The organism is Ollibium composti (assembly GCF_004801285.1).
Classification (GTDB): domain Bacteria; phylum Pseudomonadota; class Alphaproteobacteria; order Rhizobiales; family Rhizobiaceae; genus Mesorhizobium; species Mesorhizobium composti.
This window is the reverse complement of record NZ_SSNY01000012.1, coordinates 40,214-53,913: the sequence shown is the minus strand read 5'-3', so window position 1 is coordinate 53,913 and position 13,700 is coordinate 40,214. Positions and strand designations below refer to the sequence as shown.

At 66.8% G+C, this 13,700-nt stretch carries 13 protein-coding genes; 11 read left to right on the top strand and 2 right to left on the bottom strand.

Annotated features, from left to right (window positions below; genetic code table 11):
- Positions 1 to 52 precede the first annotated feature (52 nt).
- Positions 53 to 1,225: an MFS transporter gene (locus E6C48_RS18530; protein WP_136359667.1), complete on the top strand. Its 1,173-nt coding sequence runs from the start codon at positions 53 to 55 to the stop codon at positions 1,223 to 1,225.
- A 145-nt stretch (positions 1,226 to 1,370) separates the two neighbouring features.
- Here E6C48_RS18530 and E6C48_RS18525 read toward each other — a convergent pair whose 3' ends face one another.
- Together E6C48_RS18525 and E6C48_RS18520 are read right to left on the bottom strand one after the other, a co-directional pair.
- The gene (locus E6C48_RS18525; RefSeq protein ID WP_136359666.1) at positions 1,371 to 2,588 is read right to left on the bottom strand and encodes an NAD(P)/FAD-dependent oxidoreductase; all 1,218 of its coding nucleotides are present in this window, start codon (positions 2,586 to 2,588) and stop codon (positions 1,371 to 1,373) included.
- A 29-nt stretch (positions 2,589 to 2,617) separates the two neighbouring features.
- Positions 2,618 to 3,382, bottom strand: a complete 765-nt coding sequence (locus tag E6C48_RS18520) for an HpcH/HpaI aldolase family protein (protein ID WP_136359665.1) — start codon at positions 3,380 to 3,382, stop codon at positions 2,618 to 2,620.
- 169 nt (positions 3,383 to 3,551) lie between these two features.
- Between E6C48_RS18520 and E6C48_RS18515 the strand changes: the two genes are divergently transcribed.
- The 10 genes from E6C48_RS18515 to E6C48_RS18470 all read left to right on the top strand — a co-directional run bounded on the left by E6C48_RS18515 (position 3,552) and on the right by E6C48_RS18470 (position 13,689).
- Positions 3,552 to 4,364: a shikimate dehydrogenase family protein gene (locus E6C48_RS18515; protein ID WP_136359664.1), complete on the top strand. Its 813-nt coding sequence runs from the start codon at positions 3,552 to 3,554 to the stop codon at positions 4,362 to 4,364.
- The gene (locus tag E6C48_RS18510; protein ID WP_136359663.1) at positions 4,357 to 5,172 is read left to right on the top strand and encodes an SDR family NAD(P)-dependent oxidoreductase; all 816 of its coding nucleotides are present in this window, start codon (positions 4,357 to 4,359) and stop codon (positions 5,170 to 5,172) included. The genes E6C48_RS18515 and E6C48_RS18510 overlap by 8 nt, the downstream gene beginning before the upstream one ends.
- A 67-nt stretch (positions 5,173 to 5,239) precedes the next feature.
- A complete protein-coding gene (locus E6C48_RS18505; protein ID WP_136359662.1) occupies positions 5,240 to 6,031 on the top strand; it encodes a FadR/GntR family transcriptional regulator in 792 nt (263 codons plus the stop codon).
- A 274-nt stretch (positions 6,032 to 6,305) separates the two neighbouring features.
- The gene (locus tag E6C48_RS18500; protein ID WP_136359661.1) at positions 6,306 to 7,019 is read left to right on the top strand and encodes an SDR family oxidoreductase; all 714 of its coding nucleotides are present in this window, start codon (positions 6,306 to 6,308) and stop codon (positions 7,017 to 7,019) included.
- A gap of 12 nt (positions 7,020 to 7,031) precedes the next feature.
- On the top strand, positions 7,032 to 7,781 hold the full coding sequence (locus E6C48_RS18495; RefSeq protein ID WP_136359660.1) for an SDR family NAD(P)-dependent oxidoreductase: 750 nt from the start codon (positions 7,032 to 7,034) through the stop codon (positions 7,779 to 7,781).
- 63 nt (positions 7,782 to 7,844) lie between these two features.
- Complete coding sequence (locus tag E6C48_RS18490; protein WP_136359659.1) at positions 7,845 to 8,795, top strand: LysR substrate-binding domain-containing protein; 951 nt, start codon at positions 7,845 to 7,847, stop codon at positions 8,793 to 8,795.
- 75 nt (positions 8,796 to 8,870) lie between these two features.
- The gene (locus E6C48_RS18485; protein WP_230978857.1) at positions 8,871 to 9,923 is read left to right on the top strand and encodes an amino acid ABC transporter substrate-binding protein; all 1,053 of its coding nucleotides are present in this window, start codon (positions 8,871 to 8,873) and stop codon (positions 9,921 to 9,923) included.
- Between the two features lie 61 nt (positions 9,924 to 9,984).
- Positions 9,985 to 11,148, top strand: a complete 1,164-nt coding sequence (locus tag E6C48_RS18480) for an ABC transporter permease subunit (RefSeq protein ID WP_136359658.1) — start codon at positions 9,985 to 9,987, stop codon at positions 11,146 to 11,148.
- A 4-nt stretch (positions 11,149 to 11,152) separates the two neighbouring features.
- On the top strand, positions 11,153 to 12,241 hold the full coding sequence (locus E6C48_RS18475) for an amino acid ABC transporter permease (protein ID WP_230978856.1): 1,089 nt from the start codon (positions 11,153 to 11,155) through the stop codon (positions 12,239 to 12,241).
- 23 nt (positions 12,242 to 12,264) lie between these two features.
- Positions 12,265 to 13,689, top strand: coding sequence for an FAD-binding oxidoreductase (locus E6C48_RS18470; RefSeq protein ID WP_136359657.1), 1,425 nt, complete (start codon positions 12,265 to 12,267; stop codon positions 13,687 to 13,689).
- The last annotated feature ends 11 nt before the right edge of the window (positions 13,690 to 13,700 follow it).

Sequence of the window (13,700 nt, the reverse complement as noted above, 5' to 3'; positions counted from 1 at the left end):
CGGTGCGCGATCTGTTACGGGAAAAGGACACACCGTTCGCCGAACCCGACCCATGAACCGTCGCATCGTTATCACCGCGCTGGGCATAGCGCAGATCCTTTCCTGGGGATGTTCGTATTACCTGCCCGCCGTTCTGGCCAGGCCGATCGCCACCGATACCGGCTGGCCGTTCACCTGGGTCGTGGCGGGGCTCTCGGCAGGGCTGTTGTGCTCGGGACTGGCCTCGGCGTTCACCGGCAGCCTCATCCAGCGCAACGGCGGCCGGCCGGTGCTGATCGCGGGTGCGATCCTGCTCGCGTCCGGCCTCGTCGTCATGGGCCTTGCCCCGAACCTGCCCGTCTACTTCCTCGCCTGGATGCTGATGGGGGTGGGCATGTCGGCCAGCCTGTACGACGCCGGCTTCGGAACGCTTGGCCGCCTGTACGGCAAGGACGCCCGTGGCGCGATCACTTCGCTCACGCTGTTCGGCGGCTTCGCCAGCACCGTGTGCTGGCCGCTGAGCGCCTTTCTGGTCGAGCATTTCGGCTGGCGCGCTACCTGCTTCACCTATGCCGGCATCCAGCTCGTGGTCAGCCTGCCCGCCTTCCTGATGCTCGTGCCGGCCGCTCCGGGCATCGCCGGTTCAGGAATTGCCGGGCCGCCGCCAAGCGCCGGGTCGTCCGTGCATCGGCCGACCTTCGTGCTGCTCGCCTGCATAACCGCGCTGGCGGCGATGATCGCCTCGATGCTGTCGGTGCACCTGCTCACCGTCCTGCAGCTTCGCGGCATCGACCTTGCGGTCGCGGTCGGCCTCGGCACGCTGATCGGCCCCTCGCAAGTCGGCGCGCGGGTCGTCGAGATGGTGATCGGCAAGTATCACCATCCGCTGTGGACCATGCTCGCATCGGTGCTGCTGTTGGCGGCCGGAACCGGGCTCCTGCTCACCGGCTGGCCGGTCACCGCGCTCGCCCTGATCCTCTATGGCGCGGGAAACGGCGTCCATACGATCGCTCGCGGCGCGCTGCCGCTGGTCCTGTTCGACCCTTACCGTTACGCCTCGATCATGGGGCGGCTCGCCGTGCCGAGCCTCATCATGCAGGCCCTCGCGCCGTCGGTCGGCGCGCTCCTGCTCGACCATGGCGGCAGTTCGACAATGCTCGGCGTGCTGTTCGCCGCCGCCCTGACGGCTCTCTTGCTGGTGCTCTGTCTCGCACAGGTCCGCTCGCGCGTCGGCACCAGCCGATAGACTCAGGGTCGGCCCGGTTCCCGAAAGCCGCAGGACGGAAGCCCTGGTCCTTCACCACCAGCTACGGGTTGCGAATCCTGCCGCTCGCCTTCTCCGGCGCCACTTCGATGCAAAGCTCGATCGGCTCGGCGGGTGAAGAGACGGGTCAGATCACCGCTTCCTCCAGGAACGGCTCGTTGCGCCGGATGCGCTCGTAGCTGAAGGGCGACAGGTCCAGCGTCTGGAAGGCACCGTGGACGATCAGTTCCGACACGGCGCGCCCGACGGCCGGCGACTGCTGCAGGCCATGCCCCGAAAAGCCGTTGGCGAACATGAAGTTGGTCACCTGCGGGTGGAAGCCGACGATGCCGTTGTGGTCGAGCATGTTGTATTCATAGTGGCCCGTCCAGCAGGTCTGCACCTTCAGCGCGTCGAAGGCCGGAATGCGATGCCACAGCGCCGGCCAGATGTAATCGTCGAACTCCTCATGGTGCATCTCGAAGTCGTCGTAGTCCGCCGGTCCGTCGCCCTGCGGCGTGTTGCCGGTAAGGAAAAGCTCGCCCTCCGGCCGCACGAAGGTGCCGGAAAGGTCGATGACGTTCGGCATGCGGCCGGGAATGGGCGTGGCGCTGGAAAAGACGAAGCTGTAGCGCTTGTAGGGCGCGACCGGGATCGACAGGCCGGCCATCGCCGCGACGAGTTGCGCCCGCGGCCCGGCGGCGTTCACCAGCGTGCCGCACCAGATCGTCTCGCCGGTCGCCAGCCGCGCCGCCGCGACCCGCCCGTCGGCCATGTCGAGGCCGACCACGGCGTTGTCGATATACTCGACGCCCGAGCCGCGCGCGGCGCGGCGGAAGCCGTTGAGCATGCCCATGGAATCGAACCAGCCCTCTTCGCGCGATCCCCACGAGCCGCCGCCGAGATCGTCCACGTTGAGCCAGGGGAAGCGCTCCTTCAGCGCGCCCGGCTCGAGAAAGACCGTGTGCGCGCCGAGGCTGCGCTGCAACTCGACGCGCGCCTTCGCCGCCTCCACGCCCTCGGGCGAGCAGCAGTAGAGATAACCGTGCTCGCGGAAGCCGAGATCGGGCGCCGGCTCGTTGGGGAAGAACGGCGCCATCAGCTCGGGAAAGCGGCGGATCGTCTCGATGCCGAACTGGCTGATCTTGACGTTGATCGGGTTGGAATACTGCTGGCGGATGGCGCTGGTCGACAGCGCGGTGGAGGAGAACTCGTAGCTCGAATCGCGCTCCACCACGAGGATCGAGGCGCTGCCGCCCAGTGCCTGGCTGAGCCAGTAGGCGCTCGAGGAGCCTACGACGGCGCCGCCGACGATGACGATGTCGTAGGCCGTGCGGGTCGGTGCCTTGTAGGGAGGGATGGCCATCAGGATATTCCCGAGTGAGCGATGACGAGTCAGGACTTGAAGGAAGCGACCAGCGCGTCGGAGCCGCGCGCCAGAAGGCCGAGGTCCGAGCCAACCGCGACCATGGTGAAGCCGTCGGCCAGATAACGGTCGGCATCCGCCTTCGCCGGTGCAAGGATGCCGCTCGCCTTGCCGGCGGCGGCGGCCGCGACGCGCACCGAGCGGATGGCTTCCTGCACAGGCGCGGCATTGGGATTGCCCATGGCGTTCATATTGGTCGACAGGTCGCCGGGTCCGACGAACAGCACGTCGACGCCCTCCACCGCCGCGATGTCGGCCGCATTGCCGACACCGGTCTCGTCCTCGATCTGCACGGCGAGAAGCTGCTGGGCACGCGCATTGGCATGATAGCCGGCGATGCGGCCGAAGGCGTTGGCGCGGTGCCCGACCGAAAAGCCCCGGAATCCGCCCGGCGCATAGGTCATCGCCGCGACGATCGCGCGCGCCTGGTCGGCGGTGCGGACATTGGGGATCATCAGGCTGCGCGCGCCGATGTCCATCGCCTGCTTGATCAGGTTGGGATCGTCGGACGGCAGGCGCACCACCGCTTCGCAGGGAAAGGCCGCCGCCACCTGCAATTGCGCCATGATGCTGCGCAGGTCGTTGGGGCTGTGCTCGCCGTCGATCAGCAGCCAGCCGGCGCCGGACCCGGCGACGATCTCGGTCGTCAGCGCCGAGGCCAGCGAGCACCACACACCGATATGCGGGCGCCCGGCCGTTACCGCGGCCTTCAGCGGATTGGCGCGTTCCTGCATCGGTCGACCTCCGAAAGAAGATGGATTGAAATTTGTATGATGTCCTATATCATATGAGATTGCGCGACCGCAACGGGATATCGTCGGCGGTACGGCGATATCGGCACCCGACACCGGGCCGCCTCATGGTGCGGCCGGCGATGAAGGTTCAAGGGAAGGATTTGAAGCGATGCGCGGAAGCGGCAAGGCGGATGTGTTCGTGATGCTGGCCCACCCTGTCGGCCACGCCAAGAGCCCCGGCATGTTCAACGAGCTGTTCGAGCAGAAGGGACTGGACAGCCTGATGGTGCCGATGAGCTGCAAGCCGGAGGATTTCGACACCTTCTGGGCTGGGTTGACGGCTGCCGAGAACGTCCGCGGCGTCATCATCTCGGTGCCCTACAAGGTCGCGGTCTACCACAAATGCGCGGGCGGACATGACCGCGCGGTTCGCGTGCAGAGCGCCAACTCCGTCCGCCGGCTGCCGGACGGCGGGTGGTACGCCGACAATTTCGACGGCGTCGGCTTCATCGACGCGCTCAGGGCCGCCGGCTACAGCTTCGAAGGCCGCAAGGCGCTGCAGGTCGGCGCGGGCGGCGCCGGCGCCTCCATCGCCTATTGCCTGGCGGAGGCGGGCGTGGCCGAGATCCGGCTGAACGACGTGGATCGCTCGCGCGCCGAGAACCTTGCCGCGCTTGTCGGCAAGGCGTTTCCGGCCTGCCGCATCGCGGCCGGCGAAGCCGATCCCTCCGGCATGGACATGGCGGTCAACGCCACGCCGGTCGGCATGCATGCGGGCGACCCCTATCCCCTCGACGTAAGCAAGCTGACGCCGGACATGATGGTCGTCGACATCATCATGGAGCCGGCCGAGACGGCGCTGCTCAAGAAAGCGAAGGAGATCGGCTGCCGCGTCCAGCCCGGCCGGCCGATGATGGATTTCCAGATGCGCGGCATGGCGGAGTTCTTCGACGTCGAGCGCAAGGATCGCGCCAATGGCTGAGCCCCGCACGGTCGTGGTCATCGGCGGCACGTCCGGCATCGGCCGGGCGATCGCCCTGCGCTTTGCCGCCGACGGCGCCACCGTCGTCGTCGCCGGGCGCGATGGCAGGCGCGGCGAAGAAACCGCGCAGGCCTGCCTGAAGGGCGGCGCGCCGGCGGCCCGCTTCATAGAGACGGACGTCGGCGATGCCGGCTCCGTCGAGGCGCTGGGCAAGGCGGTGGAGCAGGATTTCGGCGCGCCGCATGTGGCGGTCAACTCAGCCGGCATCCTGCAAAGCGGCACGCGCGTCCTCGACCAGGCGCTCGACGAGGACGAACGCCTGTGGCGCGTGAATTATCGAGGCACCCTGCTCGGCTGCCAGGTGTTCGGCCGGCTGATGGCGGCGGCCGGACGCGGCGCCATCCTCAATGTCGGCTCGCTCGCTTCCTTCGCGCCGCTGTCGCTGCCCGCCTATACGCCGGGCAAGCACGCGGTTCTGGCGCTGACGCAGATGCTTGCCGCCGAACTCGGCCCGCAGGGCGTGCGGGTCAACGCCGTGGCACCCGGCTACACGCTGTCGGACGGTTTGAAGGCGCGCATCGCCAGGGGCGAGCGCAATCCCGAAGCGATCAAGGCGACGACGGCGCTGCGCCGTTTCGTCGATCCCGACGACGTCGCCGAGGCGGCCCTGTTCCTATGTTCGGACAAAGCCGGCGCGATCACCGGCGTGACCCTGCCGGTCGACGCCGGCTGGCTCGTGCAGGCGCCCTACGCCCACTACCTGCAGGGCAATCCGATCCGCCCGGTGGCCCTGGCTGAGCATCGATAGTGGTTTGAAAGTCCGCTCCGGCCGGGGCATTGTCCGCGCTCCGGCCGAACCGGGTGAAGGGAGACCGATGACGAAGCGAAAACCGCTGTCCACCGTCGTGGCGGAAGGCTTGTCGCAGAAGATCCGCTCGGGCGCGCTTCAGCCCGGCGCCCAGCTGCCGACCGAGGCCGAGCTTTGCGTCGAATACGACGTCAGCCGCACCGTCGTCCGCGAGGCCGTGGCCCGACTGCGCTCGGAAGGGCTGGTGGTGCCGCAGCAGGGGCGCGGCATGTTCGTCAGCGAGACGCCCGCCGCGCGCAACTTCTCGATACCGGACGAGGCGCTCAAGACTCTGCCGGAAACCATCGCCCTGCTCGAACTCAGACTGAGCGTCGAGGTCGAGGCAGCCGGCCTTTGCGCTGAGCGCCGGACCGACGCGGAAGCCGCAGATATCCGCGCCCTGATGGAGCAGTTCGACGCCAGGCACGAGGACCCGGCCGCGATCGAGATCCACTACGACTACGATTTTCACCTGGCGATCGCCAGGGCGACCCGCAACGAATTCATCCACGGCTTCCTCGCCTATCTGCGGCCGATGATCGTGCCGCGCTACCAGCTCGGCTACGTCGTCGCGCCGTCCGGCAAGGAGGCCTACTACGCGCGCATCCACAAGGAGCACCGGGCCATCGTCGATGCCATCGAGAAGCGCGACGGCGATGCCGCGCGCCGCGCCATGCACCGGCACCTCCACAACAGCCTGGAACGCGTGCGTTCGCTGGCGGCGGCGTCGGGAATCGCAGCGACGGACGCCGAACAGAAAGCGGCGGCGGCCGCGCTCTTCACGGAGCTGAAGCACGCTCCGCCGGCCGGCCGGCCCTGAACCACACCCGCCGAAAGCCAAGCCGAGCGACACGAATGCGAAAGCCGTAGTTTTGACGCCCCTGGTCACCGCTTGAGAACAGGCGGCGCCGACAGCACACCGAATTCAGCCTCAAGTCCATGGTTTCCATGGCCTCGAGGCCTACGCGGCTCACAGAGATTTTCCCGCGTCATGTCGGATTGGAAAGTTTATCTTTCCTTTTTGCGGGTTTTCTTGGTTTCGCGCAACCGGTGGAGGCCGCACATTGCCTTCCCGCAGCATCGGGGGAACGACCGTGACGACAGCCCTCATAACAGGCGCCACCAGCGGCATCGGCCGCGCCATGGCGGTCGCGTTGAGCGAGGCGGGCTACGACGTCTACGCCATGGGACGCAACGAAGCCGCGCTGAAACGGCTGCAAGGCGAACATCCGCGCATCGTCCCCGTCGCCATGGACGTCACCGACCGCGACGGGCTGGAGGCCCTCCTGGCCGATCTCGTCGTCGACGTCCTCATCAACAATGCCGGCATGATGCCGCCGCTCGGCAATTTCGCCGACATGAAGGTGGCCGATATCGACACCACGCTGGAAGTCAATCTCAGCGCCGCCATCCTGCTCACCCGGCTGGTCGTTCCGCAGATGCGCGAGCGCCGCTCCGGCCACATCGTCTTCACCGGCTCCTCGGCCGCCCACGCCGCGTTCCCGAACGTCGCGGTCTATTCCGCGACCAAGGCGGCCATCGCCGGCTTCGCCGCCGCGCTGCGCGCCGACCTGTCACCATACGGCATCCGCGTCACCGAACTCGTCCCGGGCCGCGTCGAGACGCAGCTCTACAGCGCCATTCTCGATACCGAGGCGCGGGCCGCCATGTACGCCGGCAACGTCGCCGTGCAACCCGAGGACGTCGCCAAAATGGTGATCGCCCTTCTTGCCCTGCCGGCCTCGGCCGACGTCACCCGTCTCGACATCATGCCAACGCGCCCGACCACGCAGAGCGGCAGCAAATAGGAGAACAGCGAAGTGAAGGACCTTTGCGTATTGATCGTCGGCGGCGGTTCCGGTCTTGGAGCGCTGCTCGCCCGCATGGCCGTGGACGAGGGCGCGGCCGCGATCGGCATCATCGACATCAACCAGGAAGCCGCCGAGGCGGCGCTGGCGCCCGCCAGGGCCAAGGGCCTGCCGACTGCATCGGCCACCGCCGACATACAATTCGGTCCGCAGTGCCACGCCGCATTCGAGAAGATCGCAGCAAAGATCGGCCGCATCGATACGCTGATCAACTGCGCCGCGATCTATCCGCGCAAGCCGACGCTGGAAATCAGCGATGCGGATTGGGATGCGTCCAACGGCATCAACATCAAGGGTACCTATCACATGATGGTGGCCGCCATTAAGCACATGCAGGCGCAGGAACCCAAGGGCGCTGTGCGCGGCCGCATCGTCAACCTCAGTTCCGTCGACGCCTTCAAGGCGCACCCGCAGAACATGCACTACGCGGCGACCAAGGCGGCCGTCGTGAGCCTCACGCGTTCGCTCGCCCACTATGTCGCGAAGGACGGTATCCTGATCAACTCGGTCGCCCCAGCGGGCATGGCGACGGACAAGGCAAAGGCGCTCGGCTTCCTGGAGGAACTGGCCAAGGCGAGCCCGCTCGGCCGCGGCGCCGAGCCGGCCGAGATCGCCCAGTGGGTGCTGATGACCGGCGGACCGAAGAACACCTACATGACCGGCGAACAGGTCATCGTGTCCGGCGGTTACATCTACGCCTGACGCAACCGACCGGCACTGTCCGGGAGTGAGGATCAACCAGGCGGGAAAGGAGCGGACCTGACGATGACCGGCAAGCTGCGCCTTCCGCCGCTGAACGCGCTCAGGGTCTTCCACGCCGTCGCGCAGCACAAGAGCTTCCGCCAGGCGGCGGACGAGCTTCTCGTTACGCCGCAGGCGGTCGGCCAGCAGATCAAGCTCCTGGAAGACACGCTCCAGGTGACGCTGTTCGAGCGCAAGGGACGCTCCATCGAGCTGACCGAGCAGGCGATCCTTCTGTCCCACTACGTCAAGGCCGGGTTCGACGAATTCGCCGAAGGCGTGCGCCGCGTCACCAAGTCGGCCTACAGGGACCGCATCAACCTCAACGCCAGCCCCTATTTCGCCACCCACTATCTGTTGCCGCGCCTGTCGCTGTTCCGCGAGATCATGCCCGCCGTCGACCTCAGGCTGACGACGATGGTCGACCTGCCCGACTTTGGCCGCGACGACATCGATATGACCGTGCAATGGGGCTACGGCGTCTGGCAGGATTACGAAGCGACGTTGCTGGTCGTGGATCCGAAGATCATCTGCTGCACACCCTCGATCGGCGAGAAGATCCGGTCGGCGCAGGACCTGACGCAATTCACGCTGCTCGACACAGTCAAGTCGAAGCGGCTGTGGCCGGACATCCTTCGCCACCTGGCCGTCGAAAAAACCGACAGCGACCGCAGCATCGGCTTCGATGACGCCGCCACCATGCGCCGCGCCACGTTGCAGGGCATCGGCGTCGGCCTCGTCTCCGTCATCGACGCGGAAGAAGACCTGCGCTCCGGCGCGCTGGTGGCGCCGCTCGGACGCGACGCCATAGCGAACATGAAGCCGGAGGAAGTCCCCGGCTTCTATCTCGTCGTGCCCAAGGGCTATCTGCGGGTGAAGGCCGTTTCGACCCTGCACCGATGGCTGACGCAGCAGGATTGGCAGGGCGACCTGGAAGCCTCGCCGCTGCCGAAGCCGATCCCTCTCGGCGACTGAAACCGGTTTTGCGATCCGGGCCGCAAAGGCCCCAACAAGAAGAAGACTGAACAACCTCAACAGCGGAGAAAGACAATGAACATGACGAAATGGGAGAACATGACGAAATGGGGTGCCGCAGCGCTGGCGCTGGGCCTCATGCAGCTCTCGGCCCCGGCCGAAGCCGCCGGCGGAAAGACGCTCGAAACGGTCAAGCAGCGCGGCGTGCTCAACTGCACCGGCCACGACGGCTCCTATCTCGGCTTCGCCGAGGTGAACGACAAGGGCGAATGGAAGGGCATGGACATCGACCTGTGCAGGGCGGTGGCGACGGCCGTGCTCGGCGATCCGGCGAAGCTGAAGATCGTTCCCATCAGCTGGGCGCAGCGCTGGCCGTCGCTGCAGTCGGGCGACGTCGACATCGTCATCAAGGCCTCCGGCGGCACGCTGTCGCGCGATACCGAGCTCGGCCTGCAATTCTCCATGTCCTATTATCTCGGCACCACCAAGGTGATGGCCCACAAGGAGCTCAACCTGACCTCGCTGAAGGATGCCGACGGCGGCTCCATCTGCATTCCGGCCGGTACCACGCAGGAACAGCAGGTCGCCGCCTACGCGCAGAAGCTCGGAATCAAGCTGGAACCGGTGGTCATCGAGAAGACCGAGGAACTGGAGCAGGCCTATTTCTCCGGCCGCTGCGACCTCTACGCGCAATGGGGACCTGTGCTGGCCATCGCCCGCATCGCCAAGGGCAAGGTCGAGGACCATGTCATCCTGCCCGACGTCCTGGCGGTCGAGCCTGAAGTGATGATCGTGCGCCAGGGCGACGACAACTGGGTCGACGTCGCCAACTGGACGCTTTCGGCGCTGCTGTTCGCCGAGCAGGAGGGCATCACCTCCAAGAATGTCGACGAGATGAAGGCCAAGCCGACCTCGCCGCAGGTGGCCAAGTTCCTCGGCGCGACGCCCGGCATGGGCAAGGGCCTCGGGCTCTCCGACGACTGGGCCTACAATGTCATCAAGAAGGTCGGCAACTACGCCGAGATCTTCGACCGCGATCTCGGCAAGGATTCGCCCTACAAGATGGACCGCGAGCTGACGAACCTGTGGAACAACGGCGGCGTGCTGTTCCCGCTGGTGGTCGACTGAAAACCATGGGCGCCGCCGGACGACAGGCGGCGCCCGTGCCCTCCCTGCGAAAGGCCGAACGATGGGCAGCCTGCTGAGAAATCAGAAGGTCCGCAACGCGTTGCTGCAGATTTTCTACGTCGGCGCGCTCGGCGCCATGGTGCTGGCCGGCATCCTGATCGCCCGCCGCAACCTCGCGGCCCAGGGCATCACCTCCGGCTTCGACTTCCTGTTCAAGTCGACCGGCTGGGACATGAACTTCTCGCTGCTGCCGGCGACGGCGATGGACCCCTATTGGTGGTTCTTCCTCAACGGCATCATCAACACCCTGTTTCTCGGAACCTTCGGCCTCGTGCTGGCGACCGTCGTGGGCACCATCGTCGGCCTTGCGCGCACCTCGTCCAATGACCTCGCCCGGCTCCTCGGCCGCACCTATGTCGACATCTTCCGCAACATCCCGCTGATCCTGCAGGTGTTCTTCTGGTACGCCGTCATCACCCACCTGCCCTCGCCGCGTGCCGCTGAGGAAAGCTGGGGCACCTTCCTGACGAGCCGCGGGCTCTACGTTCCGGTCCCGAATGTCGGCGCCTGGACGCTTGCCGCAGCAGGCGCCGCCGTGCTCGCCGCCGCCGTCCTGCCGCTGTGGCTCGGCCGCACACACCGGATCGACCGGCCGCTGGGACAGCGGCTCCCCCTCCAGCTGGCGGCCGCCGCCGCGGCGCTCGCCTGCGCGGTGCTGATCCTGCTCGCCGGCCGCCTGCCCGACGTGCCTTTCCTCGACGTTCCCGCACTCAAGGGGCTCAACCTGCGCGGCGGGCTGCGCATCCCGCCGGAGTTCGCCACGCTCGTCGTCGCCATCGCCATCTACGGCGGCTCCTACATCGCCGAGATCGTGCGCGGCGGCTTCAAGGCCGTCGGCAAGGGCCAGATGGAGGCGGCCAATTCGCTCGGCCTCACCGCCTGGCAGGTCTTCATGCTGGTGCGCCTGCCGCTCGCCCTGCGCGCCATGCTGCCGATCCTCGCCAACCAGTATGTGTGGCTGATGAAGGCCACCACCATGGGCATCGCCGTCGGCTTCACCGACTTCTTCATGATCGTGGCGCTGACGATCAACCACTCCGGCCAGACGCTGGAAGCGATCGGCATCCTGATGGGCGGCTTCCTCGTCATCAACCTCACCTTGGCGGCTATCTTCAACCGCATCAACAAGGCGATTGCCCTCAAGGGCAATCAGTTGAGGGGCTAGCGCCATGGACGGACTGGAGATGACCGTCGCTGCCCCTCCGCCCCCGACGATCGCCGAGGACCTGAAGCGGCGCTATTTCGCCTCGCCGTTGCAGGCGCTCGTGTCGCTGTTCTCGCTCGCCGTGATCGCCTTCGTCGTCTGGAAGGTGCTCAACTGGGCGTTTCTTTCGGCCGTCTTCACGGCAAGCGGCGGCCCCGAGGCCTGCCACGCTGCGGCCGGCGCCTGCTGGTCGGTCATCGCCGAGCGCTGGCGCATCATCCTGTTCGGCCTCTACCCCTTCGAGGAGCAGTGGCGCTCGGCGCTCGCCTGCGTGGCCGTGGTGGCCATGACCGTGCTGAGCTGCATTCCGGCCTTCTGGACCGGCAGGCGTCTCGCGGTCGTCTGGGTGGCCGGCACGGCGCTTTTCTATGTCCTGATGAAAGGCGGCATCCTCGGCCTTCCCTATGTCGGGGAGGAATCGTGGGGCGGGCTGGCGCTCACCCTGTTCATCTTCGTCACCACCTGCCTGATCGGCTTCCCGCTGTCGATCTGCCTTGCCCTGATGCGCCGCTCGGACCTGCCGTGGATATCCCGCACGACGGGCCTCATCATCGATTCCGTCCGCTCGCTGCCGCTGATCACGATCCTGTTCACCTTCGCCATCGTGCTGCCCTTCGCCCTGCCGCAATGGCTGCAGGGCGACAAGCTCTACCGGGTCATCCTCGGCTCGGCACTATTCTTCTCCGCCTATCAGGCCGAGATCGTCCGCGGCGGTATGCAGGGCGTCCCCAAGGGTCAGGAAGAAGCGGCGCGGGCGCTCGGCCTCGGCTACTGGCGCAGCGTCAGCCTCGTGCTTTTGCCGCAGGCGATGCGCAACGCCCTGCCGGCGACGATCAACCAGTTCGTCATCTCGTTCAAGGAAACGTCGCTGGTGGTCATCATCGGCTTCTTCGAGATCCTGGCGTCCGGCAACGCCGCCTACGGCACCGGCGAATGGCGTTTCGCCTATGTCGAGGTCTACGTCTTCATCGCGCTGATCTACTTCGTCTTCGTCTTCAGCCTGTCCCGCTACGGCGCCTATCTGGAACGGCGCATGGCCGTGGGCGAGCGATAGCACACGGACTGGAGAGCTTTGCGATGACCGATACCGCTGCGGCGCTGTCCGCCGTTCTCGGCGCCAAAGGGTGGCTTTCGCCCCCCGACACGACCCCCTACGCCCGCGACTGGCTGGACCGCTACGGCATCGAGCCGCTCGGCGTCGCAAGGCCGGCAGGAACGCAAGAGGTCGCCGAGGTCGTGCGCATCTGCCAGCGGGCGGGCGTCGCCATCGTCCCGCAAGGCGGCAATACGGGCTTATGCGGCGGTGCCGTCGCCGTGATGCCGGACACAGTCATCCTGTCTCTGTCGCGCATGGCGGCGATCGGCGAGCCTGACCCCGACAGCGGCTCGATCCTCGTCGAGGCAGGCGCGGTGCTGGCCTCGCTGCACGAGGCGCTGGAGCCTCACGGGCTCATCTTTCCCCTGCATCTCGGCGCCGAAGGCAGCGCCCGCATCGGCGGCCTGATCGGCACCAACGCCGGCGGTAGCCACGCCTTCCGCTACGGCATGATGCAGGACCTCGTGCTCGGCCTGGAAGTCGTGCTGCCCGACGGCACGGTCTGGAACGGCCTGCGCGCCGTGCAGAAGGACAATGCCGGCTACCAGTTGCGGAAACTGTTCTGCGGCGCCGAAGGCACCTTGGGCATCGTGACGCGCGCGGTGCTGAAACTCCATCCGGCGCCGAGGCAACGGGCGACCGCGCTTCTGGCATTGCCGGATTTCGCCGCCGCCGTCGCCTTCGGCACCGAACTGCGCCGCGAGGCGGGCGAATTCCTGTCCGGCCTCGAATTCTTCTGCGATGCGGGACTGGAGCTGGCCCTGAAACACCTGCCCGACCTTGCCTTTCCGCTCGGCGCGCGCGGCCCCGTCTACCTGCTGGTCGAACTGGCATCAGGCTCGCCGCGCATACCGCTGGACGACATCCTCTCGTCCGCCCTCGAACACGGCATGGAACAGGAACTGGTCACCGACGGCGCACTGGCGATGTCGGATGCGCAGCGCGCCCATTTCTGGCGGCTGCGTGAGGAGCAGCCGGAAGGGCAGCGGCTGGAAGGCGAACAGCTCAAGCACGACATTTCCGTCCCGCCGGGCAAGCTTGCCGCGTTCATCACGGCGGGCCAGGAAATCTGCCACGGCATCCTTCCCGGCGTGCGCATCAACCCGTTCGGCCATCTCGGCGACGGCAACATCCACTACAACCTGTCGCCGCCCGAGGGGCGACCCGGCTTCGACGGCAAGGCGGGCGAGATCGGCCGGGCGCTGGCGGCGCTGGCGACCGGGATGGGCGGCAGCTTCGCCGCGGAGCACGGCCTGGGGCGCAGCAAGATCGCGCTCGCCGACGACCTTCGCAGCGCGGTCGAAAGGGATTTGATGGCTCGACTGAAAGACGCGCTCGACCCATCGGGGCTGATGAACCCCGGCGTTCTTCTGAAGGCAAAAGAAGAAAGAAAAACTTTCGAATAGCCGGTATTTCT

Bases quoted from the DNA above. Each gene is read 5' to 3' on its own strand.
- E6C48_RS18530 (WP_136359667.1), top strand. From the start codon at position 53: ATGAACCGTCGCATCGTTATCACCGCGCTGGGCATAGCGCAGATCCTT.
- E6C48_RS18525 (WP_136359666.1), bottom strand. From the start codon at position 2,588: ATGGCCATCCCTCCCTACAAGGCACCGACCCGCACGGCCTACGACATC.
- E6C48_RS18520 (WP_136359665.1), bottom strand. From the start codon at position 3,382: ATGCAGGAACGCGCCAATCCGCTGAAGGCCGCGGTAACGGCCGGGCGC.
- E6C48_RS18515 (WP_136359664.1), top strand. From the start codon at position 3,552: ATGCGCGGAAGCGGCAAGGCGGATGTGTTCGTGATGCTGGCCCACCCT.
- E6C48_RS18510 (WP_136359663.1), top strand. From the start codon at position 4,357: ATGGCTGAGCCCCGCACGGTCGTGGTCATCGGCGGCACGTCCGGCATC.
- E6C48_RS18505 (WP_136359662.1), top strand. From the start codon at position 5,240: ATGACGAAGCGAAAACCGCTGTCCACCGTCGTGGCGGAAGGCTTGTCG.
- E6C48_RS18490 (WP_136359659.1), top strand. From the start codon at position 7,845: ATGACCGGCAAGCTGCGCCTTCCGCCGCTGAACGCGCTCAGGGTCTTC.
- E6C48_RS18485 (WP_230978857.1), top strand. From the start codon at position 8,871: ATGAACATGACGAAATGGGAGAACATGACGAAATGGGGTGCCGCAGCG.
- E6C48_RS18480 (WP_136359658.1), top strand. From the start codon at position 9,985: ATGGGCAGCCTGCTGAGAAATCAGAAGGTCCGCAACGCGTTGCTGCAG.
- E6C48_RS18475 (WP_230978856.1), top strand. From the start codon at position 11,153: ATGGACGGACTGGAGATGACCGTCGCTGCCCCTCCGCCCCCGACGATC.
- E6C48_RS18470 (WP_136359657.1), top strand. From the start codon at position 12,265: ATGACCGATACCGCTGCGGCGCTGTCCGCCGTTCTCGGCGCCAAAGGG.